Annotated in this window: 17 protein-coding genes and 2 pseudogenes; 13 read left to right on the top strand and 6 right to left on the bottom strand. The window is 71.0% G+C overall.

All coding sequences use genetic code 11. The features are described 5' to 3' along the window. Window positions 1-183, bottom strand: a pseudogene (locus H5J33_RS37130) (YIP1 family protein); the annotation flags it as partial. A 109-nt stretch (window positions 184-292) separates the two neighbouring features. Between H5J33_RS37130 and H5J33_RS03620 the strand changes: the two are divergent. After that, the gene (locus tag H5J33_RS03620) at window positions 293-631 is read left to right on the top strand and encodes an antibiotic biosynthesis monooxygenase (protein ID WP_181793323.1); all 339 of its coding nucleotides are present in this window, start codon (window positions 293-295) and stop codon (window positions 629-631) included. A gap of 75 nt (window positions 632-706) precedes the next feature. Here H5J33_RS03620 and H5J33_RS03615 read toward each other — a convergent pair whose 3' ends face one another. Beyond that, window positions 707-2989 (bottom strand): (Fe-S)-binding protein, encoded by a 2283-nt coding sequence (locus H5J33_RS03615; RefSeq protein ID WP_181793322.1) that lies wholly within the window; start codon window positions 2987-2989, stop codon window positions 707-709. 200 nt (window positions 2990-3189) lie between these two features. On the opposite strand from H5J33_RS03615, the gene H5J33_RS03610 reads away from it, so the two are divergent. The 5 genes from H5J33_RS03610 (at window position 3190) to H5J33_RS03590 (ending at window position 8486) form a co-directional block, all read left to right on the top strand. Beyond that, window positions 3190-4215, top strand: coding sequence for an MraY family glycosyltransferase (locus tag H5J33_RS03610; RefSeq protein WP_181793321.1), 1026 nt, complete (start codon window positions 3190-3192; stop codon window positions 4213-4215). 94 nt (window positions 4216-4309) lie between these two features. Continuing rightward, complete coding sequence (gene dnaK, locus H5J33_RS03605; protein WP_181793320.1) at window positions 4310-6145, top strand: molecular chaperone DnaK; 1836 nt, start codon at window positions 4310-4312, stop codon at window positions 6143-6145. After that, complete coding sequence (grpE, locus tag H5J33_RS03600) at window positions 6142-6813, top strand: nucleotide exchange factor GrpE (RefSeq protein ID WP_181793319.1); 672 nt, start codon at window positions 6142-6144, stop codon at window positions 6811-6813. Before dnaK ends, grpE begins: the two co-directional genes overlap by 4 nt. Before the next feature lie 33 nt (window positions 6814-6846). Next, a complete protein-coding gene (gene dnaJ, locus H5J33_RS03595; RefSeq protein ID WP_181793318.1) occupies window positions 6847-8013 on the top strand; it encodes a molecular chaperone DnaJ in 1167 nt (388 codons plus the stop codon). A 5-nt stretch (window positions 8014-8018) separates the two neighbouring features. Beyond that, window positions 8019-8486, top strand: coding sequence for a heat shock protein transcriptional repressor HspR (locus H5J33_RS03590; RefSeq protein ID WP_030790825.1), 468 nt, complete (start codon window positions 8019-8021; stop codon window positions 8484-8486). A 69-nt stretch (window positions 8487-8555) separates the two neighbouring features. Here the strand turns inward: H5J33_RS03590 and H5J33_RS38275 are convergent, their stop codons facing one another. Continuing rightward, entirely contained in the window at window positions 8556-10001 is a 1446-nt protein-coding gene (locus H5J33_RS38275) for a PA14 domain-containing protein (protein ID WP_181793317.1), read from the bottom strand. Between the two features lie 292 nt (window positions 10002-10293). Here H5J33_RS38275 and H5J33_RS03580 point away from each other — a divergent pair, with 292 nt between their 5' ends. After that, on the top strand, window positions 10294-11400 hold the full coding sequence (locus tag H5J33_RS03580; RefSeq protein WP_181793316.1) for a sugar ABC transporter substrate-binding protein: 1107 nt from the start codon (window positions 10294-10296) through the stop codon (window positions 11398-11400). A gap of 164 nt (window positions 11401-11564) precedes the next feature. Beyond that, window positions 11565-12605: a LuxR C-terminal-related transcriptional regulator gene (locus tag H5J33_RS03575; RefSeq protein ID WP_181793315.1), complete on the top strand. Its 1041-nt coding sequence runs from the start codon at window positions 11565-11567 to the stop codon at window positions 12603-12605. A gap of 15 nt (window positions 12606-12620) precedes the next feature. On the opposite strand, the gene H5J33_RS03570 is transcribed toward H5J33_RS03575, so the two are convergent. Next, on the bottom strand, window positions 12621-13625 hold the full coding sequence (locus H5J33_RS03570; RefSeq protein ID WP_078844586.1) for a helix-turn-helix transcriptional regulator: 1005 nt from the start codon (window positions 13623-13625) through the stop codon (window positions 12621-12623). Window positions 13626-13971: 346 nt separating this feature from the next. Between H5J33_RS03570 and H5J33_RS03565 the strand changes: the two genes are divergently transcribed. Further along, window positions 13972-14307 carry a hypothetical protein gene (locus H5J33_RS03565; protein WP_030620617.1) on the top strand — a complete coding sequence of 112 codons (336 nt, stop codon included), beginning with the start codon at window positions 13972-13974 and terminating at the stop codon, window positions 14305-14307. A gap of 145 nt (window positions 14308-14452) precedes the next feature. Here the strand turns inward: H5J33_RS03565 and H5J33_RS03560 are convergent, their stop codons facing one another. Further along, window positions 14453-14866: a pyridoxamine 5'-phosphate oxidase family protein gene (locus tag H5J33_RS03560; RefSeq protein ID WP_181793314.1), complete on the bottom strand. Its 414-nt coding sequence runs from the start codon at window positions 14864-14866 to the stop codon at window positions 14453-14455. Window positions 14867-14979: 113 nt separating this feature from the next. On the opposite strand from H5J33_RS03560, the gene clpB reads away from it, so the two are divergent. Beyond that, a complete protein-coding gene (clpB, locus tag H5J33_RS03555; protein ID WP_181793313.1) occupies window positions 14980-17577 on the top strand; it encodes an ATP-dependent chaperone ClpB in 2598 nt (865 codons plus the stop codon). A gap of 229 nt (window positions 17578-17806) precedes the next feature. After that, window positions 17807-18340, top strand: coding sequence for a YbjN domain-containing protein (locus H5J33_RS03550; RefSeq protein WP_181793312.1), 534 nt, complete (start codon window positions 17807-17809; stop codon window positions 18338-18340). Between the two features lie 54 nt (window positions 18341-18394). Here the strand turns inward: H5J33_RS03550 and H5J33_RS03545 are convergent, their stop codons facing one another. Next, window positions 18395-19579 carry a pyridoxal phosphate-dependent aminotransferase gene (locus tag H5J33_RS03545; protein ID WP_181793311.1) on the bottom strand — a complete coding sequence of 395 codons (1185 nt, stop codon included), beginning with the start codon at window positions 19577-19579 and terminating at the stop codon, window positions 18395-18397. Window positions 19580-20411: 832 nt separating this feature from the next. On the opposite strand from H5J33_RS03545, the gene H5J33_RS03540 reads away from it, so the two are divergent. Beyond that, window positions 20412-20936, top strand: coding sequence for a DUF2617 family protein (locus H5J33_RS03540; RefSeq protein WP_181793310.1), 525 nt, complete (start codon window positions 20412-20414; stop codon window positions 20934-20936). 111 nt (window positions 20937-21047) lie between these two features. Then, window positions 21048-21946: pseudogene (locus H5J33_RS03535) on the top strand (spermidine synthase); the annotation flags it as partial.

Genomic DNA, 21946 nt, shown 5'->3' with positions numbered 1-21946 from the left:
GGGGCCGCCGTGCCCGTGTCCGTACGCCGGTCCCTGGGGCGCCTGCTGTCCTTGGGGGGTACGGTCGTCCCGGCCCCCGCGTCCGATCCTGAATCCAGCCACGTCATCGAACGTACCTGGTCCGGACGGTCCGCGTGACGGGGCCTGTGGCCTTCGCCCGGCTTTGCGGCCGACCTGTGACATCCCCTAAGGGGCCGTCAGGCACACCACTAGGGGACCGCCCGGCACCGCACCCCGGATTCCCTCGGGGTTCCGCGGCGTTCGGCGGGGGCTCATGGTCCAGGATGGGTGCATGAGCGTAGTGAAGATCAACGTGCTGACCGTTCCCGCCGAGCAGCGGGAGGTGCTGGAGAAGCGGTTCGCCTCGCGGGCCCACGCGGTGGAGAACTCCGACGGCTTCGAGTGGTTCGAGCTGCTGCGGCCCGTGGAGGGCACCGACCAGTACCTCGTCTACACCCGCTGGCGGGACGAGGAGTCCTTCCAGGCCTGGATGGAGGGGCCGATGAAGGCCGCGCACCACGGCGGCGGCGAGGGCGGCGGGGAAGGCGGCGAGCGTCCGAAGCCGGCCGCCTCCGGCTCGACCCTGTGGTCCTTCGACGTGGTCCAGCAGGCCGGCCCCAAGGGCGCCTGAGCCGGACCCCGCCGGAACACGACGGCGCCCCCTGCCTGTGCGAAGCAGGGGGCGCCGTACGCGGGGGGAGCGGAGCTACTTCACCGGCTCCGGCTCCGGCGCGCTCTCGGTCTCCGTGTCGCCCGCCGGGTCGGCCGGCGTCTTGACGGAGTCGAGCAGCAGCTGGGCGACGTCCACGACCTGGATGGACTCCTTGGCCTTGCCCTCGTTCTTCTTGCCGTTCACCGAGTCGGTGAGCATGACGAGGCAGAACGGGCAGGCGGTGGAGACGATGTCCGGGTTGAGGGAGAGGGCCTCGTCGACGCGCTCGTTGTTGATGCGCTTGCCGATCCGCTCCTCCATCCACATCCGCGCGCCGCCGGCGCCGCAGCAGAAGCCGCGCTCCTTGTGGCGGTGCATCTCCTCGTTCCTGAGGCCCGGGACCTTGCCGATGATCTCGCGCGGGGGCGTGTAGATCTTGTTGTGGCGGCCCAGGTAGCAGGGGTCGTGGTAGGTGATGATGCCCTCGACCGGGGTGACGGGCACGAGCTTGCCCTCGTCCACCAGGTGCTGGAGCAGCTGGGTGTGGTGGATGACCTCGTAGTCGCCGCCGAGCTGCGGGTACTCGTTGCCGAGCGTGTTCAGGCAGTGCGGGCAGGTGGCGACGATCTTCTTCGTGGACTTCGGCTTCCGCGACTCGGGCGTGACCTTGCCGTCGTCGTCCAGCTCCTCGCCGAACGCCGTGTTCAGGGCCATGACGTTCTCCATGCCCAGCTCCTGGAACAACGGCTCGTTGCCCAGCCGGCGGGCGGAGTCACCGGTGCACTTCTCGTCGCCGCCCATGATCGCGAACTTCACGCCCGCGATGTGCAGCAGCTCGGCGAAGGCCTTGGTGGTCTTCTTCGCGCGGTCCTCCAGGGCACCGGCGCAGCCGACCCAGTAGAGGTACTCGACCTCGGTGAGGTCCTCGATGTCCTTGCCGACGACCGGGACCTCGAAGTCGACCTCCTTGGTCCACTCCAGGCGCTGCTTCTTCGCCAGGCCCCAGGGGTTGCCCTTCTTCTCCAGGTTCTTGAGCATCGTGCCCGCCTCGGAGGGGAAGGCGCTCTCGATCATCACCTGGTAGCGGCGCATGTCCACGATGTGGTCGACGTGCTCGATGTCCACCGGGCACTGCTCGACGCAGGCGCCGCAGGTGGTGCAGGACCACAGCACGTCCGGGTCGATGACGCCGTTCTCCTCGGCGGTGCCGATCAGCGGGCGCTCGGCCTCGGCCAGCGCGGCGGCGGGGACGTCCTTCAGCTGCTCCTCGGACGCCTTCTCCTCGCCCTCCATGGTCTTGCCGCCGCCCGCGAGCAGGTACGGCGCCTTGGCGTGCGCGTGGTCCCGCAGGGACATGATCAGCAGCTTCGGCGAGAGCGGCTTGCCGGTGTTCCAGGCGGGGCACTGCGACTGGCAGCGGCCGCACTCGGTGCAGGTGGAGAAGTCCAGCAGGCCCTTCCAGGAGAACTGCTCGACCTGGGAGACGCCGAAGACGTCGTCCTCGCCCGGGTCCTCGAAGTCGATCGGCTTGCCGTTCGAGGTCATGGGCTGGAGCGCGCCGAGCGCGGTGGAGCCGTCGGCGTTGCGCTTGAACCAGATGTTCGGGAACGCCAGGAAGCGGTGCCAGGCCACACCCATGTCGGTCTTCAGCGAGACCGTGATCATCCAGATGAAGCTGGTGGCGATCTTCAGGCCGGCGAAGAAGTAGGTGAGGTTCTGGAGGGTGGACAGGTCCATGTCCCGCAGCCAGGCGACGACCGGGTACGAGATGAAGAACGAGGCCTCGTAGCCGTCCACGTGGTGCTGGGCGCCTTCGAGGGCGTGCAGCATGAAGATGCAGACGCCGACGATGAGGATGACGGTCTCGACGAAGTAGGCCTGGCCGAAGTTGGAGCCGGCGAAGCGGGACTTGCGGCCCGGGTCGCGCGGGTGGCTCAGCTGGCGGATCGCGATCAGCACGAGGATGCCGATCACGGTCATGGTGCCGATGAACTCGACGTAGACGTTGTACGGTGCCCAGTCGCCCAGGACGGGCAGGATCCACTCCGCCTTGAACAGCTGCCCGAAGGCGTTCACGATCGTCAGCAGCAGGGTGAAGAAGCCGACGGCGACGAACCAGTGCGCCACGCCGACGATGCCCCAGCGGTTCATCCGGGTGTGGCCGAGGAACTCCCGGACCACGGTCATGGTGCGCTGTGTGGGATCGTTGGTCCGCGTGCCGGCCGGTACCGGCTGGCCCAGCCGCATGTGGTTGTAGATCTGGAGGAGGGCGCGGCCGAACAGTGCCACGCCGACCACGATCAGGACCAGCGACACGATGATCGCGGCGAGTTGCATTGGGGCTCCTGAAGCGGCCTCGGTCGGAACGAGCTGTCTGGGCTGACGAACATTACTAAGCGGTAACTTATGTAGTCCGTCTGAGACTACCCCCATCTTCCGCCGGGATGCAGCAGAGCGCGGGGTGATCTGGATCGCCGCCGGGCAATCGGATCGTGTTATTCGTACCGAATTGATACTTTCGCCCCTACCTTAGAGCCGTGCTCTACGGGATCGCCGCCGCTACCGCCGCCCTCCTCCTGACCGCCGTGCTCGCCGCGGCGCTCCGGGCGCCCGCCCTGCGGGCCGGGATCCTCGACCGGCGCCGGCAGCGTCCCCTCCCACTGCTCGGCGGGCTCGCCGTGGTGGCCGTCACCTGCCTGGTCGCCGGGACGGGGCAGTGGAGCGGGGTGGCCCCGCTCGGGGAGGGCGTCGGGGAACTGCTGACGGCCGCCGCCGCGATCGCCGCCCTGGGCCTGGTGGCCGACGTGTGGCGGCTGCGCGCCCGCGTGCTCGCCGCCGGAACGGCCGTGGCGGCGGTCTGGGTGGTGCCCTATGACGACACCGGCGTGCCCGGCGGGCTGCTGGCCGTCGGCTGGATCGTGCTCACCACCCTCGCCTTCCGGGGGCTGGACCACGCCGACGGGCTGGCCGGGACGGTCGGGGTGATCACCGCCTTCGGGGTGGGCGCCTGCGCCGCCGGGGAGGTGATGGACGGCCTCGCCGTGCTGCTGAGCGTGGTCGCCGCCGCCCTCACCGGCTTCCTCATGCACAACTGGCACCCCGCGCGCATCGGCCTCGGCGCGTGCGGCTCGCTGTTCAGCGGGTTCGTGCTGTCCTCCGCCGTCGTCTTCACGCGCGCGGGGTACGCGCTCGGGCCGAGCGCGGCGGTGGTGTTCTGCCTGGGTGCCGTCGCCGTCGCCGACGCCCTGCTGGTGGTGCTGGCGCGGACCACGGCCCGGCGCCCGCTGCTGCGGCGCGGCCCGGACCACCTCGCGCACCGGCTGCGCCGGCTCGGGCTCACCCCGCAGGGGTCGGTCGTCCTGCTGGGGGCCGCCTCGTTCTCGTCGGTGCTCGTGGGGGTACTGGTGCACGCGGGGTGGACCGGGAAGGGGGCCGCGCTCTGGGTGGCGGGCGCGGTGGCCGTCGCCGTGGTCGTCCTCGTACTCCTTCGGACGCCTGTTCCGCACCCCCCTCGTACGGCATCTACGCAGGTCAGTGGGCACTTGCGTGTAAGGAGCGGATAAGAGTTGAGTCCGATTGACTCAGGTCTGTTGACCCCGCGGTCCTCCTCGGGCACACTTGAGCCTGTTCCACTCAAGTCAGCTGGAGGAATCAACCATGGCACGTGCGGTCGGCATCGACCTGGGCACGACTAACTCCGTCGTCAGCGTTCTGGAGGGCGGCGAGCCCACCGTCATCACCAACGCCGAGGGTGCCAGGACCACGCCGTCCGTCGTCGCCTTCGCCAAGAACGGCGAGGTGCTCGTCGGCGAGGTGGCCAAGCGCCAGGCGGTCACCAACGTCGACCGGACCATCCGGTCCGTCAAGCGGCACATGGGCACCGACTGGAAGATCGCGCTGGACGGGAAGGACTTCAACCCGCAGCAGATCTCCGCGTTCATCCTGCAGAAGCTGAAGCGGGACGCCGAGGCCTACTTGGGCGAGAAGGTCACGGACGCGGTCATCACCGTCCCGGCCTACTTCAACGACTCCGAGCGCCAGGCGACGAAGGAGGCCGGCGAGATCGCCGGTCTGAACGTCCTGCGCATCGTCAACGAGCCGACGGCCGCCGCGCTGGCCTACGGCCTCGACAAGGACGACCAGACGATCCTCGTCTTCGACCTCGGCGGCGGCACCTTCGACGTGTCCCTGCTGGAGATCGGCGACGGCGTCGTCGAGGTGAAGGCCACCAACGGCGACAACCACCTCGGTGGTGACGACTGGGACCAGCGCGTCGTCGACTACCTGGTCAAGCAGTTCCAGTCCGGCCACGGCGTGGACCTGTCCAAGGACAAGATGGCCCTCCAGCGCCTGCGCGAGGCCGCCGAGAAGGCCAAGATCGAGCTGTCCTCCTCCACCGAGACCTCGATCAACCTGCCGTACATCACGGCGTCCGCCGAGGGCCCGCTGCACCTGGACGAGAAGCTCACCCGCGCCCAGTTCCAGCAGCTGACGGCCGACCTGCTGGAGCGCTGCAAGACGCCGTTCCACAACGTCATCAAGGACGCCGGCATCTCCATCAACGACATCGACCACGTCGTGCTCGTCGGTGGCTCCACCCGTATGCCCGCCGTCGCCGAGCTCGTCAAGGAGCTGACCGGCGGCAAGGAGGCCAACAAGGGTGTGAACCCGGACGAGGTCGTCGCCATCGGCGCCTCGCTCCAGGCCGGTGTCCTCAAGGGCGAGGTCAAGGACGTCCTGCTGCTCGACGTCACCCCGCTGTCCCTCGGCATCGAGACCAAGGGCGGCATCATGACCAAGCTGATCGAGCGCAACACCACGATCCCGACCAAGCGCTCGGAGATCTTCACCACGGCCGAGGACAACCAGCCGTCGGTGCAGATCCAGGTCTACCAGGGCGAGCGCGAGATCGCGGCGTACAACAAGAAGCTCGGCATGTTCGAGCTGACCGGTCTGCCGCCGGCGCCGCGCGGCGTCCCGCAGATCGAGGTCTCCTTCGACATCGACGCCAACGGCATCATGCACGTCACGGCGAAGGACCTCGGCACCGGCAAGGAGCAGAAGATGACCGTCACCGGCGGCTCCTCGCTCCCGAAGGAAGAGGTCGACCGCATGCGCGAGGAGGCCGAGCGCTACGCGGAGGAGGACCACAAGCGCCGCGAGGCCGCCGAGACCCGCAACCAGGGCGAGCAGCTCGTCTACCAGACCGAGAAGTTCCTCAAGGACAACGAGGACAAGGTCCCCGGCGAGGTCAAGACCGAGGTCGAGTCCGCCGTCGCCGAGCTGAAGGAGAAGCTCAAGGGCGAGGACACCGCCGAGATCCGCACCGCCACCGAGAAGGTCGCGGCCGTCTCGCAGAAGCTGGGCCAGGCCCTGTACGCCGACGCCCAGGGCGCCCAGGCCGCCGGCGGTGCCACCGCCGGTGACGCCAAGGACGACGACGTCGTGGACGCCGAGATCGTGGACGACGAGCGCAAGGACGGTGCCGCGTGACGGAGGAGACCCCGGGCTTCGAGGAGAAGCCCGACGTCCCCTCCGGCGCCACCTCCGACGACGCCGAGCCGAAGGCCGCCCCCGAGGAGGGGGCGGCCCCGGCCGGGGACGGGAACGCAGAGAACGCCGGTCTGGTCGCCCAGCTGGACCAGGTGCGCACGGCGCTCGGCGAGCGCACGGCGGACCTCCAGCGCCTCCAGGCCGAGTACCAGAACTACCGCCGCCGCGTCGAGCGCGACCGGGCCGCGGTCAAGGAGATCGCCGTGGCGAACCTCCTGACCGAACTGCTCCCGGTGCTCGACGACATCGGCCGGGCGCGGGAACACGGCGAACTGGTCGGCGGCTTCAAGTCGGTGGCCGAGTCGCTGGAGACCGTCGCGGCCAAGATGGGCCTGCAGCAGTTCGGCAAGGAGGGCGAGCCCTTCGACCCGACGATCCACGAGGCCCTGATGCACAGCTACGCGCCGGACGTCACGGAGACGACCTGCGTGGCGATCCTCCAGCCGGGGTATCGCATCGGCGAGCGCACCATCCGCCCCGCGCGGGTGGCCGTGGCCGAACCGCAGCCCGGCGCGCAGACCGTCAAGGCGGACCAGGCGGAGGACGCCGCCGAGGAGAACACCGCGGCGGACGGCGACAAGGAGAACGGTGGCCCGGACGAGGGCTGACGTGACAACACAGGGGAAGGAGGGACGTCGGGGATGAGCACCAAGGACTTCATCGAGAAGGACTACTACAAGGTCCTCGGCGTCCCCAAGGACGCCACCGAGGCCGAGATCAAGAAGGCGTACCGGAAGCTCGCCCGCGAGTTCCACCCGGACGCCAACAAGGGCAACGCCAAGGCCGAGGAGCGCTTCAAGGAGATCTCCGAGGCGAACGACGTCCTCGGCGACCCCAAGAAGCGCAAGGAGTACGACGAAGCGCGCGCGCTGTTCGGCAACGGCGGCTTCCGCCCCGGGCCGGGCGCGGCCGGCGGCTCCTTCAACTTCGACCTGGGCGACCTGTTCGGCGGCGCCGCCCAGGGCGGAGGCTTCGGCGGCGGACTCGGTGACGTCTTCGGGGGCTTGTTCAACCGTGGCGGCGCCGCGGGTCCGCGGACCCAGCCCCGGCGCGGCCAGGACGTCGAGTCCGAGGTGACGCTGAGCTTCACGGAGGCCATCGAGGGCGCCACGGTGCCGCTGCGGATGTCCTCCCAGGCGCCCTGCAAGGCCTGTTCGGGCACCGGCGACAAGAACGGCACACCGCGCGTGTGCCCGACCTGCGTCGGCACCGGTCAGGTCGCGCGGGGCACCGGCGGCGGCTTCTCGCTCACCGACCCCTGCCCCGACTGCAAGGGCCGCGGCCTGATCGCCGAGCACCCCTGCGAGGACTGCAAGGGCAGCGGACGCGCCAAGTCGTCGCGGACGATGCAGGTCCGCATCCCCGCGGGGGTGACCGACGGCCAGCGCATCCGGCTGCGCGGCAAGGGCGCGCCCGGCGAGCGGGGCGGCCCGGCCGGCGATCTGTACGTGGTCGTCCACGTGGGGGAGCACCCGGTGTTCGGGCGCAAGGGCGACAACCTCACCGTCACCGTGCCGGTGACGTATCCCGAGGCGGCCCTCGGCGGGGAGGTGCGGGTGCCGACCCTCGGCGGCCCGCCCGTCACCCTGAAACTGCCCCCCGGCACCCCGAACGGCCGTACGATGCGGGCCCGGGGCAAGGGCGCGGTCCGCAAGGACGGCACCCGCGGCGATCTGCTGGTCACCGTGGAGGTGCGTGTTCCCAAGGACCTGTCGGGGAAGGCTCGTGACGCGCTGGAGGCGTATCGCGAGGCGACCGCGGGCGAGGACCCGCGGGCGGAGCTGTTCGAGGCCGCGAAGGGAGCTTGAGAGAGATGGATGGCCGTCGTCCCCGCCAGCGCGGGGGTTTCTCACCGTACGAACTGACCGACGAGACCCCGGTCTACGTCATCTCGGTGGCGGCCCAGCTCTCCGGACTCCACCCGCAGACGCTGCGCCAGTACGACCGCCTGGGCCTGGTCTCCCCCGACCGCACCGCCGGCCGGGGGCGGCGCTACTCGGCCCGTGACATCGAACTGCTCCGCCAGGTGCAGCAGTTGTCGCAGGACGAGGGCATCAACCTGGCCGGCATCAAGCGGATCATCGAGCTGGAGAACCAGGTCGCCGCGCTCCAGTCCCGGGTCGCGGAGCTGGAGGCGGCCCTGGACGGCGCGGCGGCGGCGATGCGGCAGCGCGAGGCCGCGGTGCACGCCTCCTACCGGCGCGACCTGGTGCCGTACCAGGAGGTCCAGCAGACCAGCGCGCTGGTGGTGTGGCGGCCCAAGCGGCAGCAGCAGGACTGAACGGCGCGTAAGGCGCGTGAAGAGGGGCCCGGAGCATCCGGGCCCCTCTCGCGTCGTCCGGGGCGCCCGTCAGGACGCCGGGCCGGTGGCCTCGTCCCCGGTGCCCGGCTCCGCCGGCGTGCCCAGCTCGGTGGCGACCACCACGTCCGCCTCGCCGGTCGACTTGTAGCGGGAGTTCCACGACGAGTCGACGGCGTCGACGAAGAAGCAGCGCTGCTCGCCGTCGGGGACCGTGGTGTAGTGGTACGAGGTGGTGTCGGGCTTCAGCCAGGCGGTCTCGGAGGCGGAGCAGACGCTCTCCTCGCCGTCGCTGAGGACCCGGCCCGCGTAGACGGAGTACCGCAGCAGGTCGGGCGCCGGGTTCTCGTCCCAGGTCAGCTCGAAGCCGTCGTCGGCCGGGGTGGCCTTCAGCCCGGTGACGGGGGGCGGCGGGGTGTCGTCCCGGCGCGTTCCGGTGAGGGCGGCGGACCGGGCGGACTCGTTGCCCGCCGCGTCCACCGCGGTCACCCGGTAGGAGTAGGCGGTGCCCACCGCGGCCGTGGCGTCCCGGTAGGACGGCTCCGCGGTGCCGCCGAGGCGGGTGTAGGCGCCGTTCCCGTCCGGCGCCCGGTAGACCCGGTAGGAGGCCGCGCCGGGCACGGGGCTCCAGCGCAGGCCCAGTCCGTTCTCCTCGGAGGCGTCGGTGATCTCCAGCCCGGAGGGCGCGCCGGGCGCGGTGCGGTCGGCGGTGGTGACGGACATGTCGGCCGTGCCCGCGGACTCGTTGCCGGCCTTGTCGTAGGCGCGGACCTCGTAGAGGAAGGTCTCGCCGGTCACCGGGAGGGTGGTGTCGGTGTGGCTCGTGGCGGTGGTCGTCGCCAGCGGCACGGCCTTGAACGGGGAGCCGCTCGGCCGCCGGTAGACGCGGTAACCGGCGAGGTCCATCTCCTTGTTCTTCGCCCAGCTCACCCTGGCCCGGCCGGTCGCGGGGTCGTACGACACCGAAGGCCCGGCCGGCACCAGGGGCTTGACCTTGTCCACGTCGGGCGTGGTGCGCGGGGTGTAGGCGAAGGAGACGTCCGCGGCGCCGGTCCAGTTGACGAAGTCCACGCGGAGCGTGTGCTTGCCGGCCGGGATGGTGACGTTGACGGTCTTCTTCTGGGTCGTGGAGACGTTCTTCCACAGGTCGACCTTGCGGGTGCCGTCCAGGTACACCCGGATGCCGTCCTGCGCGGTGACCGGCAGGGCGAAGGGCCCGCCGGAGCCGAAGTCGCGGGTCACGGTCCAGCGGACGCCGAAGTTGTCCTTGGGCAGACCGGTGGCCGGGGCGCCGGTGCCCCACTTCTCGGCCACCGCCGCGTCGCAGTCGGTCTTCTTCGGGGTGCCCGAGAAGGTGGTGTTCGCGAAGAACTGCCGCTGGTAGGTGGGGGAGGCGCAGTTTACGGCGGCGGACGCGGCCGGGGCGACGGCGCTCAGCAGGGCGCCGGCGGCGGCGAGCACGACCGCCGTGGCGGTAGCGCGTCTGGCTGGGTTCATTCGTTCCTCTGATCGAGTCGGAGCGCGGCTCGGGGCCGTCGGCGATCACGACTCGTGGTGAACCGGGTTGGTTGTACGGATGAGGCTCTCCGCGTGAACTCCCTTGAGGTGGAGGGTGGGTAAAGGCCCCTTGCAGGTGGTTTCGCGTGACCTTCACAGGGTCAGCCGAGCGTGGTGTTGCGGACTCGTTAAGTGATTTTTCTTGACGCCGGGTGCGGGCTCCGCGTTGTCTTTTCAGACATCCGGCCGTAGCGCAGAACCCCTCCGCACCACACCTGAAGTGAGCCCCCGAATGCGTCGTATCGCCATATCCGTGGCCGCCTCCACGATGACCCTCTCGCTCGCCGGCTGCGGCGTGCTGAACGCGACGGGGGACGGGGCCAGCGCGAGCCCGACCAAGGGCGACGACATCACCGTGGGCCTGCTGCTGCCGGAGAAGGCGAACACCCGCTACGACAAGTTCGACTACCCCATCATCAAGCGCAAGGTCGCCGAACTCACCCGGAACAAGGCCAAGGTCGAGTACGCCAACGCCGAGGCGAGCGCCGCCCGCCAGGCCGAGCAGCTGCGGAGCATGATCGACGCCAAGGCCGACGTCATCCTGCTGGACGCGGTGGACGCGCACGCCATCGCCGGCGAGGTGCAGAAGGCCAAGGACGCGGGCATCCCGGTCATCGCCTACGACCGCCTGGCCGAGGGCCCGATCGACGCCTACGTCTCCTTCGACAACGAGCTGGTCGGCGAGGTGCAGGGCCGGACCCTGCTGGAGGCGCTGGGGTCGACGGCCGACATCTCCGACAAGGTCGTGATGATGAACGGCTCGCCCACCGACCCCAACGCCAAGCAGTTCAAGCAGGGCGCGCTCTCCGAGCTGAACGGCAAGGTGACGATCGCCGACAGCTACGACACCACGGACTGGAAGCCGGAGAACGCCGAGGCGAACATGGCCAAGGCGATCGCCAAGCTCGGCAAGGCCGGCATCGCCGGTGTCCTCTCCGCCAACGACGGCATGGCGGGCGGTGTCATCAAGGCCCTGAAGGCGGCCGGTGTCACCAGCCTGCCCCCGGTCACCGGCCAGGACGCCGACCTGGACGCGGTGCGGCGGGTCGTGGCCGGCGAGCAGTACATGAGCGTCTACAAGTCCTACCCGGACGAGGCCGAGGCCGCCGCGCAGATGGCCGTCATGCGCGTCCAGGGCAAGGACATCCAGTTCGACGCCCTCACCCGGGACCGGGTGGACAGCCCCACCACGAAGGACATCCCGGCGCGGCTGCTCCAGGTGAGCGCGCTGACCAAGCGCACCATCAAGGACACGGTCACCGCGGACGGCATCTACTCGGCCGGTGAGATCTGCACCGCCGAGTACAAGTCGGCCTGCGCGGCGATCGGGCTCAAGTAGCCGCCGCCGTCATCCCGGTGTGATGTGAAGACCGAGCACCACGCGAACCCGGGCGGAACGGGACCACTTGGGCACCGCCGCCGGGACACCCGTGTTGCGGACCCGGTCGGCGCCGCGCATAGTTGCGCTGCGGAAGTGGCAGCACACCGGGGGTGAAATGGGCGATGGCCGGGCGCGGGGCGGAGGAGCATCCTCACGGTGCCGACCGGCTGTGTGAGGCCGGGGATCGGGTGTACTCCCGTGCCGTGCGCCGGGGGCGGGTGCCGCGCTCGGACGCCGAGCCCGTGCCCTGCCTGCTGGACCTGGCGCTGCTGCATCCCGATCCCGACGACATGGACTGGCTGGTGCCGACCTCCCCGCAGGAGGTCATGACCCGGCTGCTGCGCGGGGTCTACGACGAGGTCAGCGCGAGCCAGCGGCGGGTGGGCTCGGCGGTGGCCGCGTTCGAGTGGTACGCGGGCCTGGGCCGGCAGTGCGACTCCCCGGCGGCACCGGTCGAGGGCAGCGCCATCCGGGTGCTGGACGGGCTGGCCCGCATCCAGGCCGCGATGGACGAGGCGACCGAGGCGTGCACCACCGAGGTGCTCACCGTGCAGCCCGGCGGCATCCGGCGGGAGGCGGAGCTCACCGAGGGCCTGCACCGGGCGCTGGCGCTGCGCGGCCGGGGCGTGCGCATGCGCGACCTGTACACGCACGTGGCGCGGCACGGGCAGGGCCTGCTGAACTACCTGGAGCTGATGGGCGACGCGGTGGAGGCGCGGACCCTGGACGAGGTCATCGACCGGCTCATCCTCTTCGACCGCACGGTGGCCTTCATCCCCGCCAACGCCGACCGCACGATGGCCCTGGAACTGCGCCACCCGGCGCTGGTGGAGTACCTGGTGACGATCTTCGAGCGGCTGTGGCGGCTGGCCATCCCGCTGACGGCGCCGCTGCCGGACACCGGTATCGAGGGCATCTCGCACCGGGAGCAGTCCATCGCCGCGCTGCTGGCGGAGGGCCACCAGGACGCGGTGATCGCCGAGCGGCTGGGCATCAGCGTGCGTACCTGCCGGGCGCACATCGCCCGGCTGTCGGAGACCCTGGGCGCGGCCAGCCGGACCCAGCTCGGCGTGCGCATCGCCCAGGTGGGCCTGGACGGCCACCGTCCGCCGCGGCCTGCCGGGGCGCTGGCCGGCGCGGACCAGGAACCCCCGGCGCGGTGAGCCGGACGGGCCGGGTCAGTGGTCGCGGTCGAGGATGCCGGACTGGGCGATGAGGTAGCCGAGCTGGGCGCGGCTGCCGCTGCCGAGGGCGTGGGCCAGCTTGGCTATGTGGGCCCGGCAGGTGCGCACGTTCATGCCGAGGCGGCGGGCGATGGCCTCGTCCACGTGCCCCTCGACCAGGAGCTTGGCGATGGAGTGCTGGACCTCGGTGATGCCGTCGGAGGCGGTCTCGTAGGGGGCGCCGGCGCTCAGCGGGACCGCGCGGGCCCACATGAACTCGAAGACCTTGATCAGATAGCGGACGAGCCCGGGGTGGCGCAGTTCGAGCGCGACCTCCCCGTCGTCCCGGGTGGGGATGAAGGCCACCGTCTCGTCGCAGATGATCAGCCGCTCGGCCAGTTCGTCGATCGTCCGGTACTCCACCTTGCCGTCGGCGAACTGGGCCACGTAGGCCAGCGTCTCGGGGCTGTAGCGGGCGGGGTGCTGGTAGAGGGTGCGGATGCGGCAGCCCCGCTCGATCAGCGGGCGGTCGCGCTCCAGGGCCTTGGCGAGGGTGTGTTCGAGCCGCCGGCGGCTCGGCTGGACCGTGAGCATCTCGCTCTGGCACTGGGAGGTGGCCAGATCCAGCGCGGCGTTGATCCGGTCAAGCCCCTCCAGCACGGTGATCGAGTGGGTGGTCGCCGTCGGCTGGGCACTGATGTGCATGAACGGCTCGAAAGCGTCGGCGAGTTCGATGGACTCCCGGCGGCGCTGGGTGATCTCCTGCTCGATCGGGTTGAGCCGCTGGGCCAGGGCGATCGTCGGGGGCACCGGGCGCAGCCAGTTGGGGTCGTCGGGATCGGGGTGGAGGAGGGCGAACTCCATCAGACAGGGCGCGGTTTCCACGTCGGCACGAGCTATGCGCCCCGTCCGGAGAGCATTCCCGTACAGACGGCTCCCTTCCTCGCACAGGTCGGTAAGCCCGTGGGGATGTGTCCGTTTAATCTCGTTTATCGCCAAATCTCCACCCCCCAGGGTCATGAACGTGCAGGAACATGATGCATCGTTTGTGTGGCCATGACGTGCCGGAATGGGCCATCGTCGTATCCGGACGGGGGAGAGGTGACCTTCACATGAGGACGAAGCCGACTATGCATAAGACAATGCTTCGCTCGGCGCTTGTCGCCGCCTTCTCCGCCGCCTTGGCCTTCGGGGTACTGACCGGTCATGCGGGGACGAAGGATGCTGTCGCACAGGACAGCAGTTGGCGCGTACAGGCCGCTGCCGGCGCCGGCGCCGGTGACAGCAGCTGGGTGATCGTGGCGTCCGATGTCCCGGGCGACAGCTCGTGGGTCCCGCCGGCGGACAGCAGTTGGGCCGTGGAGTCATGACCACTCCACCCGACGACCGCTCCTTCCGTCGCGAAATGGCCACCGCCTACCGGTCCGGCTGGCATTTCATCGACCTGGTCACCGCCATCCCCCACAGCGGTGATTCGCTGATGGTGACCGTGTTCGGGGAACCGGTCGTCGTCACCCGGGACGAGGACGGAGACGTGCGGGCGTACCGGTGCCTGCGCAGACCGCGTGGTGCCCCGCAGCCGGTGCGGTGTGCCATCCGGTACGGAATGATCTTTGTGAACCTGGACCAGCGGGACCACCGGCTGTCCGAGCCGGTGGAGTCCGACCTGAGGACCATCTCGGCCACCCCCCGCAGTGCCTGACGCGATTCCCCCGTCGTAAAAGATCGCTCAGGCGCTTCCCCCCGCAGCGGCGTCACCGTGACCTGAACACGGTGACGCCGCTGCCGTTTGCGGGGATACATCGAGGTATGCAGACATTTCCATGCTGGCCGAAAATCGCCGCTCATCAGGCGTTGCCCAGCGTCCGGGTGACCTCGATCTCGATCACCACGCGCGCCGGATTCGGCCGGGGGACGCGCTGATAGCGCTCGGCGTAGCGCCGCTCGGCCTCGGCCACCCGCTCCGGCTCGGTCCGCACCCGCGCCCGCCCCTCCAGCGTCGCCCAGCGCCGGCCGTCCACCTGGCACACCGCGACCCGGGCGCCCGCCTCGCCGGCCCTCGCCACATACCGGGCCTTCGCGCTGGTCCCGCTGGTGATGACCCGGGCCAGCCGGGCCCCGGCGTCGTACGTCACCCCCACCGGGACCACGTGCGGGCTGCCGTCCGGGCGCAGGGTGGTCAGGGTGCACAGGTGCCGTTCGCGCCAGAAGGAGAGGTACGACTCGTCGGGGGCATCCGGGTCCGTGGAGTTCCTCGTCATGCGCGCAACCTAGCCCCTCGGTCCTCCCTTTCGAAGCTTGAGCGGAATAGACTCAACTTTGTGTACGCTGGTTAAGTCAGCGCTGGTAAGCGGTCGAAGAGGAGAACGCAGACGTGGACGCCGAGCTGACCAACAGGAGCCGGGACGCGATCAACGCCGCGAGCAATCGCGCCGTGACCGGGGGGCACCCGGACCTCACCCCCGCCCACCTGCTGCTGGCTCTGCTCCAGGGGCAGGACAACGAGAACATCACCGACCTGCTGGCCGCGGCCGACGCCGACCAGGCCGCCGTACGCTCCGGCGCGGAGCGGATCCTGGCCGGGCTGCCCAGCGTGGCCGGGTCCACCGTGGCGCCGCCGCAGCCCAACCGCGAGCTGCTGGCCGTCATCGCCGAGGCCGGCGAGCGCGCCAGGGAGCTGGGTGACGAGTACCTGTCCACCGAGCACCTGCTGATCGGCATCGCCGCGCAGGGCGGTGCCGCGGGCGAACTGCTCACCCGGCAGGGCGCCGACGCCAAGAAGCTGCTGGAGGCCTTCAAGAAGGCCAGGGGAGGACGCCGCGTGACCACCGCCGACCCCGAGGGCCAGTACAAGGCCCTGGAGAAGTTCGGCACCGACTTCACCGCCGCCGCCCGCGAGGGCCGGCTGGACCCGGTCATCGGACGGGACCAGGAGATCCGGCGGGTCGTCCAGGTGCTCAGCCGCCGTACGAAGAACAACCCGGTCCTCATCGGCGAACCCGGCGTCGGCAAGACCGCCGTCGTGGAGGGGCTCGCCCAGCGGATCGTCAAGGGCGACGTGCCCGAGTCGCTGAAGGACAAGCGGCTGGTCGCGCTCGACCTCGGCGCGATGGTGGCCGGCGCCAAGTACCGCGGCGAGTTCGAGGAGCGGCTGAAGGCCGTCCTCGCCGAGATCAAGGACTCCGACGGCCAGATCATCACCTTCATCGACGAGCTGCACACCGTCGTGGGCGCCGGCGCCGGCGGCGACTCCGCCATGGACGCGGGCAACATGCTCAAGCCCATGCTGGCCCGCGGCGAGCTGCGCATGGTCGGCGCCACCACCCTGGACGAGTACCGGGAGCGGATCGAGAAGGACCCCGCGCTGGAGCGCCGCTTCCAGCAGGTCCTGGTCGCCGAGCCCTCCGTCGAGGACACCATCGCCATCCTGCGCGGGCTGAAGGGCCGCTACGAGGCCCACCACAAGGTGCAGATCGCCGACAGCGCGCTGGTGGCCGCCGCCACCCTGTCCGACCGGTACATCACCTCCCGCTTCCTGCCGGACAAGGCCATCGACCTGGTGGACGAGGCCGCCTCCCGGCTGCGCATGGAGATCGACTCCTCCCCGGTGGAGATCGACGAGCTCCAGCGCGCCGTCGACCGGCTCAGGATGGAGGAGCTGGCGATCGGCAAGGAGACCGACCCGGCCTCCCGCGAGCGGCTGGAGAAGCTGCGCCGCGACCTCGCCGACAAGGAGGAGGAGCTGCGCGGCCTCACCGCCCGCTGGGAGAAGGAGAAGCAGTCCCTCAACCGGGTCGGCGAGCTGAAGGAGAAGCTGGACGACCTGCGCGGGCAGGCCGAACGGGCCCAGCGCGACGGCGACTTCGACACCGCGGCCAAGCTGCTGTACGGCGAGATCCCGCAGCTGGAGAAGGAGCTCGAGGCCGCCTCCGCCGCCGAGGAGGAGGCCGCCCGGGACACCATGGTCAAGGAGGAGGTCGGCGCCGACGACATCGCCGACGTGGTCGCCGCCTGGACCGGCATCCCGGCCGGCCGGCTGATGGAGGGCGAGACGCAGAAGCTGCTGCGCATGGAGGAGGAGATCGGCAGGCGGCTGATCGGCCAGAGCGAGGCCGTGCGCGCCGTGTCGGACGCGGTGCGCCGCTCCCGCGCCGGCATCGCCGACCCCGACCGGCCCACCGGCTCCTTCCTCTTCCTCGGCCCGACCGGCGTCGGCAAGACCGAACTGGCCAAGGCGCTCGCGGACTTCCTCTTCGACGACGAGCGGGCCATGGTCCGCATCGACATGTCGGAGTACGGCGAGAAGCACAGCGTGGCCCGGCTGGTCGGCGCGCCCCCCGGTTACGTCGGCTACGAGGAGGGCGGCCAGCTCACCGAGGCCGTGCGGCGGCGCCCGTACAGCGTGGTGCTGCTGGACGAGGTGGAGAAGGCCCACCCGGAGGTCTTCGACGTCCTGCTCCAGGTGCTGGACGACGGCCGGCTCACCGACGGCCAGGGCCGCACCGTCGACTTCCGCAACACGATCCTGGTGCTCACCTCCAACCTGGGCAGCCAGTTCCTGATGGACCCGCTGAGCAGCGAGGAGCAGAAGCGGGAGCAGGTGCTGGAGGTGGTGCGGGCCTCGTTCAAGCCCGAGTTCCTCAACCGGCTGGACGACCTGGTGGTCTTCTCGGCGCTGACCAAGCCCGAGCTGGAGCGGATCGCCCGGCTCCAGATCGACCGGCTCGCCCGGCGGCTGGCCGAGCGGCGGCTCACCCTGGACGTCAGCCCCGAGGCGCTGGCCTGGCTCGCGGAGGAGGGCCTGGACCCGGCCTACGGCGCCCGCCCGCTGCGCCGCCTGGTGCAGAGCGCCATCGGCGACCGGCTGGCCAAGGAGATCCTGTCCGGCGAGATCAAGGACGGCGACACGGTCCGCGTGGACCGCTCCGGCGAGGGCCTGCTGGTGGGCCCGGCCACGGCAAAGACACTCTGACACGCCCTTCGGCCCCGGGCCGGGCGGTCCTGCTCTGGGCCCCGGTCCGGGGCCGGGCGGTCCGGCGCGGGCCCCGGGCCGGGGTCGGGTGGTTCGGTGTGGTTCTCCGGGGGCGGGGTGGGTGGTCTGACACGGGTCTTCAGCTCAGGGCTGAGCGGTGGGTCGGGGCTTGCCACGCCCCTCCCCGGATGGGGGAGGATGGCGGCATCCGCATGAAGGGAAAAACACGGTGAGCATCGACCCGTCCTCGATTCCGAACTTCGGGGGCCAGCCCGAACCGCAGCCCCAAGGACCGGCGGGCCCCGTCCTCCCGGATCAGGACCTGGTGAAGCAGCTTCTCGACCAGATGGAGCTGAAGTACGTCGTGGACGAGGAGGGTGACCTCGTCGCGCCGTGGGAGCAGTTCCGTACCTACTTCATGTTCCGCGGGGACGAGCCCGAACAGGCGATCTTCTCGGTGCGGACCTTCTTCGACCGCCCGCACGCGATCGAGGAGAAGCCGCGCCTGCTGGAGACCGTGGACGAGTGGAACCGCCGCACCCTGTGGCCCAAGGTGTACACCCACACCCACGAGGACGGCACCGTCCGGCTGATCGGCGAGGCCCAGATGCTGATCGGCACGGGCGTCGACATCAACCACTTCGTCTCCTCCACGGTCAGCTGGGTGCGGGCCGCGATCGAGTTCGACAAGTGGCTGGTGGAGCAGCTCGGCCTGGACCCGGAGGGCGGCGAGGGCGAGAAGCCCGAGGGCGACGCCGAGTAAGACGGGCTCCCGCTCCGGCCGGGGCCCCGCCCCCGGCCGGACACGGCACCGCGCTCACATGGCCCGCAGCCGCCGCGCCGCCTCGTGCAGCACCTCCTCGCGCTTGCAGAAGGCGAACCGTACGAACGGCGCCCCCGCCTCCCGGTCGTCGTAGAAGACCGCGTTCGGGATGGCCACCACGCCCGCCCGCTCCGGCAGGGCCCGGCAGAAGGCGAAGCCGTCCTTCTCGCCGAGCGGCCGGATGTCGGTCGTGATGAAGTAGGTGCCGGCCGGCCGGAACACCTCGAACCCGGCCGCCGTGAGCCCCTCGGCGAGGATCTCCCGGCGGGCCAGCATGCCCCGGCGGAACTCCTCGTAGTAGGAGTCGGGCAGTGCGAGCGCCTCGGCGACCGCGTACTGGAAGGGGCCGGAGGCGACGTAGGTCAGGAACTGCTTGGCCGAGCGGACCGCCCCGACCAGCTCCGGCGCGGCCGTCACCCAGCCGACCTTCCAGCCCGTGAACGAATAGGTCTTGCCCGCGGAACCGATGCTCACCGTGCGCTCGCGCATCCCCGGGAACGTGGCGAGCGGCAGGTGCTCGGCGTCGTCGAAGACCAGGTGCTCGTAGACCTCGTCGGTCACCACCAGCAGGTCCCGCTCCACCGCCAGCTCGGCGATCGCGGCCAGCTCGGCGCGGGTGAGGACGGTGCCGGTCGGGTTGTGCGGGGTGTTGACCAGCAGCAGCCGGGTGCGGTCGGTGACGGCCGCGCGCAGCTCGTCCAGGTCCAGCCGGAAGCCGCCCTCGTGCGGCCGCAGGGTCACCGGCACCCGCCGGCCGCCCGCCATCGCGATGCTCGCCGCGTACGAGTCGTAGTACGGCTCCAGCGCCACCACCTCGTCCCCCGGCTCGACCAGCGCCAGCAGCGCGGCGGCGATGGCCTCCGTCGCGCCCGCCGTGACCAGCACCTCGGTGTCGGGGTCGTAGGACAGGCCGTAGCGGCGCAGCTGGTGCGCGGCGATCGCGGTGCGCAGCTCGGGGACGCCGGGCCCCGGCGGGTACTGGTTGCCGCGTCCGTCGCGCAGCGCCCGCACGGCGGCCTCGCGGATCTCCTCGGGGCCGTCGGTGTCCGGGAAGCCCTGGCCCAGGTTGATCGACCCGGTCGCCACGGCGAGCGCCGACATCTCGGCGAAGATCGTGGTCCCGAACTCGGCGAGCCGGCGGTTGAGACGAGGGCGTGCGCTGGAGGTCATGCCCGCCATCCTGCGCGCAAGCTCTGGAGTTCCTCAACTCTGCTTTCGCCGCCGGCCCGCTCGGGAATCCCCCCGGCACCGCGCGAGAGCGGTGACACGGCGAGGCACCCACGGGGGGTCGCTTCGGGGGAACGGAAGGAGGGTGACGCCATGATCGTGGGCATCATCCTGGCGGTGATCCTGGTGGCGTTCATCGCGCTGGGCCGGAGCCGCGGGAACCGGCGGACGAGGCCGGGGCTCGGCAAGGGCCGCGGACGGGGCAGGGCGTACCGCGGGTCGTCGTCCTCGTCGTCCGCGGTCTACGGCGGCTCGGCGTCGGGCACCAGCTGGTGGGCCGGCGGCGACTCCGGGTCGTCGGGGCACCACGGCGGGCACCACGGGGGACACGGGCACGGCGGGCACTCCTGTGGCGGGGGCTCGTCCTGCGGTGGGGGTTCGTCCTGCGGCGGCGGCTCGTCGTGCGGCGGGGGTTCGTCGTGCGGCGGTGGCGGGGGCGGATGCGGGGGAGGCGGCTGACACGGGGCAGCCGGCTTCCGGAAGAGAGGGGGAACCGCATCCGGGCCGCACCACGCCGGGCGTCCGCCGGACAAAGATCCGGCAGGCGCCCGGCGTGTCTTATTCACGACCGGCGCACGCCGTAGTTGAACACGTGAGCTGTGAGCCCCCCGAGGGATGGAAACCCAACGAAGTTGGGTAAAAACCCTGTGGCGGCAGCCTTGTTCATGGTTCCCTCTAAACGCCAACGCAGCCCCTCGAACGCCCCCTGACTCCCCATTCCGGCCGGGTCGGCTGGGCTGAAATTGGCCGATTTCCCCCCATTGTGTGTTAGCGGAGCCGATCCATGCTCACGACCCTGAACACCTCCTATACCGATACGCGCGCTGCCGACCTCGCCTGGGCCCTGGGCCGTGAACCGCTGCCCGCCCTGGCCACCCTAGACCTCGAACTCACCGGCGCCAGACTCCAGTTGCGGCTGCTCGGCGCCTCCCACCAGGTGCTCCTGGAGGAGGCACGCGGCAACTGCTCGGAGACGGTCGCGTGCATCCCGGGCTCCAGCACCCCGCTGCCGCTGGGCGTCGCCAAACGGGTCGGCGACTGGGAGTACGAGTTCGCCGCCCGCGTCGAAGTGCTCACCCCCGGCTCGTTCGCGGGCCGCGCCCAGGAACTGCTGGCCCTCGTCTCCGACCATCCGCACGGCCTCGCCGGCGTCTTTCCGGGCAGCCCGCACGCCTTCACCGCGATGCTGGCCCAGCGGCGCGAGGGCCAGGTGCACTGGCGCACCTGGCACGCCTACCCGCAGGACGGACAGCTGGTGGCGACCCGGACCCGGGTCGGCGAGCGGGCGCGGATGGCGCGGCCGAGCTGAGCGCCGGGCTTGCGCCTTCTTCGGCGGCATAAACCCGCAATGCGTCAACCGCCCCCAGATCCACACGTGTGGGTGACGAAGCGTACCCGGGGTGTGACGTAACGTCGCAGCGTGATCGAACCGCACGCCCCCGCGCCCCCAGGCGCCCCGCCCTCCTGGACGAGCCCCGCACGGCTGCCCGTCCGGCCCGGCACCGGGCGGTTCCTGATCCTCGCGTGCGTCTTCGTCTGCGCGGCCTGCGGACTCGTGTACGAACTCGAACTGGTCGCGTTCGCCTCGTACTTGACCGGCGACTCGGTCACCCAGGCGTCCGTGGTGCTGTCCGTGATGGTGTTCGCCATGGGCATCGGCTCCCTCGGCGCCAAACGGCTGCGCCGCCACGCGGCGGCCGGCTTCGTCGCGGTGGAGGCGGCCCTCGCGCTGGTCGGCGGATGCAGCGCCATGGCGCTGTACGCGGCGTTCGCCTGGACCGCCGGCTGGGGCGGGGTCTGGGCCGCCGGACCGCGCTGCCTGCTGGTCGCCTTCTCCCTGGCCATCGGCCTGCTCATCGGCGCCGAGGTGCCGCTGCTGATGGAACTGATCCAGCGCGTCCGGCGGCAGGACGCGGGCGGCGCGGTGGCCGACCTGTTCGCCGCGGACTACGTCGGCGCCCTGGCCGGCGGCCTCGCCTTTCCCTTCCTGCTCCTGCCGTTCCTCGGCCAGCTGACCGGCGCGCTGCTGACCGGCACGGTCAACGTGGCCGCGGGCGGTGCCCTGGTCCTCGGCCTGTTCCGGCGCGACCTCGGCCGCCGCGCCCGCCGGCTGCTGCTGTTCACCGGCCTCGTCGTCCTCGGCGTCCTCGCCTGTGCCGCCGCCCTCGCCGGCGACTTCGAGAGGGCCGCCCGGCACGCCGTGTACGGCGGGGACGTCCGGGTGGCCGTGCGGACCGGCGTACAGGAGATCGTCCTGGCCAACCTCGGTCTGCCGGTGCCTCCCGGCTTCACCATCACCACGGAGGCCTGCAAGGTCTA

Source organism: Streptomyces sp. WELS2, assembly GCF_013870595.1.
Classification (GTDB): Bacteria; Actinomycetota; Actinomycetes; order Streptomycetales; family Streptomycetaceae; genus Streptomyces.
The sequence above is the reverse complement of the archived record's forward strand: the minus strand, read 5'-3'. Positions and strand labels throughout refer to the sequence as shown.

Bases quoted from the DNA above. Each gene is read 5' to 3' on its own strand.
- H5J33_RS03580 (WP_181793316.1), top strand. From the start codon at position 10,294: ATGCGTCGTATCGCCATATCCGTGGCCGCCTCCACGATGACCCTCTCG.
- H5J33_RS03540 (WP_181793310.1), top strand. From the start codon at position 20,412: ATGCTCACGACCCTGAACACCTCCTATACCGATACGCGCGCTGCCGAC.
- H5J33_RS03570 (WP_078844586.1), bottom strand. From the start codon at position 13,625: ATGACCCTGGGGGGTGGAGATTTGGCGATAAACGAGATTAAACGGACA.
- H5J33_RS03615 (WP_181793322.1), bottom strand. From the start codon at position 2,989: ATGCAACTCGCCGCGATCATCGTGTCGCTGGTCCTGATCGTGGTCGGC.
- H5J33_RS03545 (WP_181793311.1), bottom strand. From the start codon at position 19,579: ATGGCGGGCATGACCTCCAGCGCACGCCCTCGTCTCAACCGCCGGCTC.
- H5J33_RS03560 (WP_181793314.1), bottom strand. From the start codon at position 14,866: ATGACGAGGAACTCCACGGACCCGGATGCCCCCGACGAGTCGTACCTC.
- dnaJ (WP_181793318.1), top strand. From the start codon at position 6,847: ATGAGCACCAAGGACTTCATCGAGAAGGACTACTACAAGGTCCTCGGC.
- H5J33_RS03575 (WP_181793315.1), top strand. From the start codon at position 11,565: ATGGCCGGGCGCGGGGCGGAGGAGCATCCTCACGGTGCCGACCGGCTG.
- H5J33_RS03590 (WP_030790825.1), top strand. From the start codon at position 8,019: ATGGATGGCCGTCGTCCCCGCCAGCGCGGGGGTTTCTCACCGTACGAA.
- H5J33_RS38275 (WP_181793317.1), bottom strand. From the start codon at position 10,001: ATGAACCCAGCCAGACGCGCTACCGCCACGGCGGTCGTGCTCGCCGCC.
- dnaK (WP_181793320.1), top strand. From the start codon at position 4,310: ATGGCACGTGCGGTCGGCATCGACCTGGGCACGACTAACTCCGTCGTC.
- H5J33_RS03565 (WP_030620617.1), top strand. From the start codon at position 13,972: ATGACCACTCCACCCGACGACCGCTCCTTCCGTCGCGAAATGGCCACC.
- H5J33_RS03620 (WP_181793323.1), top strand. From the start codon at position 293: ATGAGCGTAGTGAAGATCAACGTGCTGACCGTTCCCGCCGAGCAGCGG.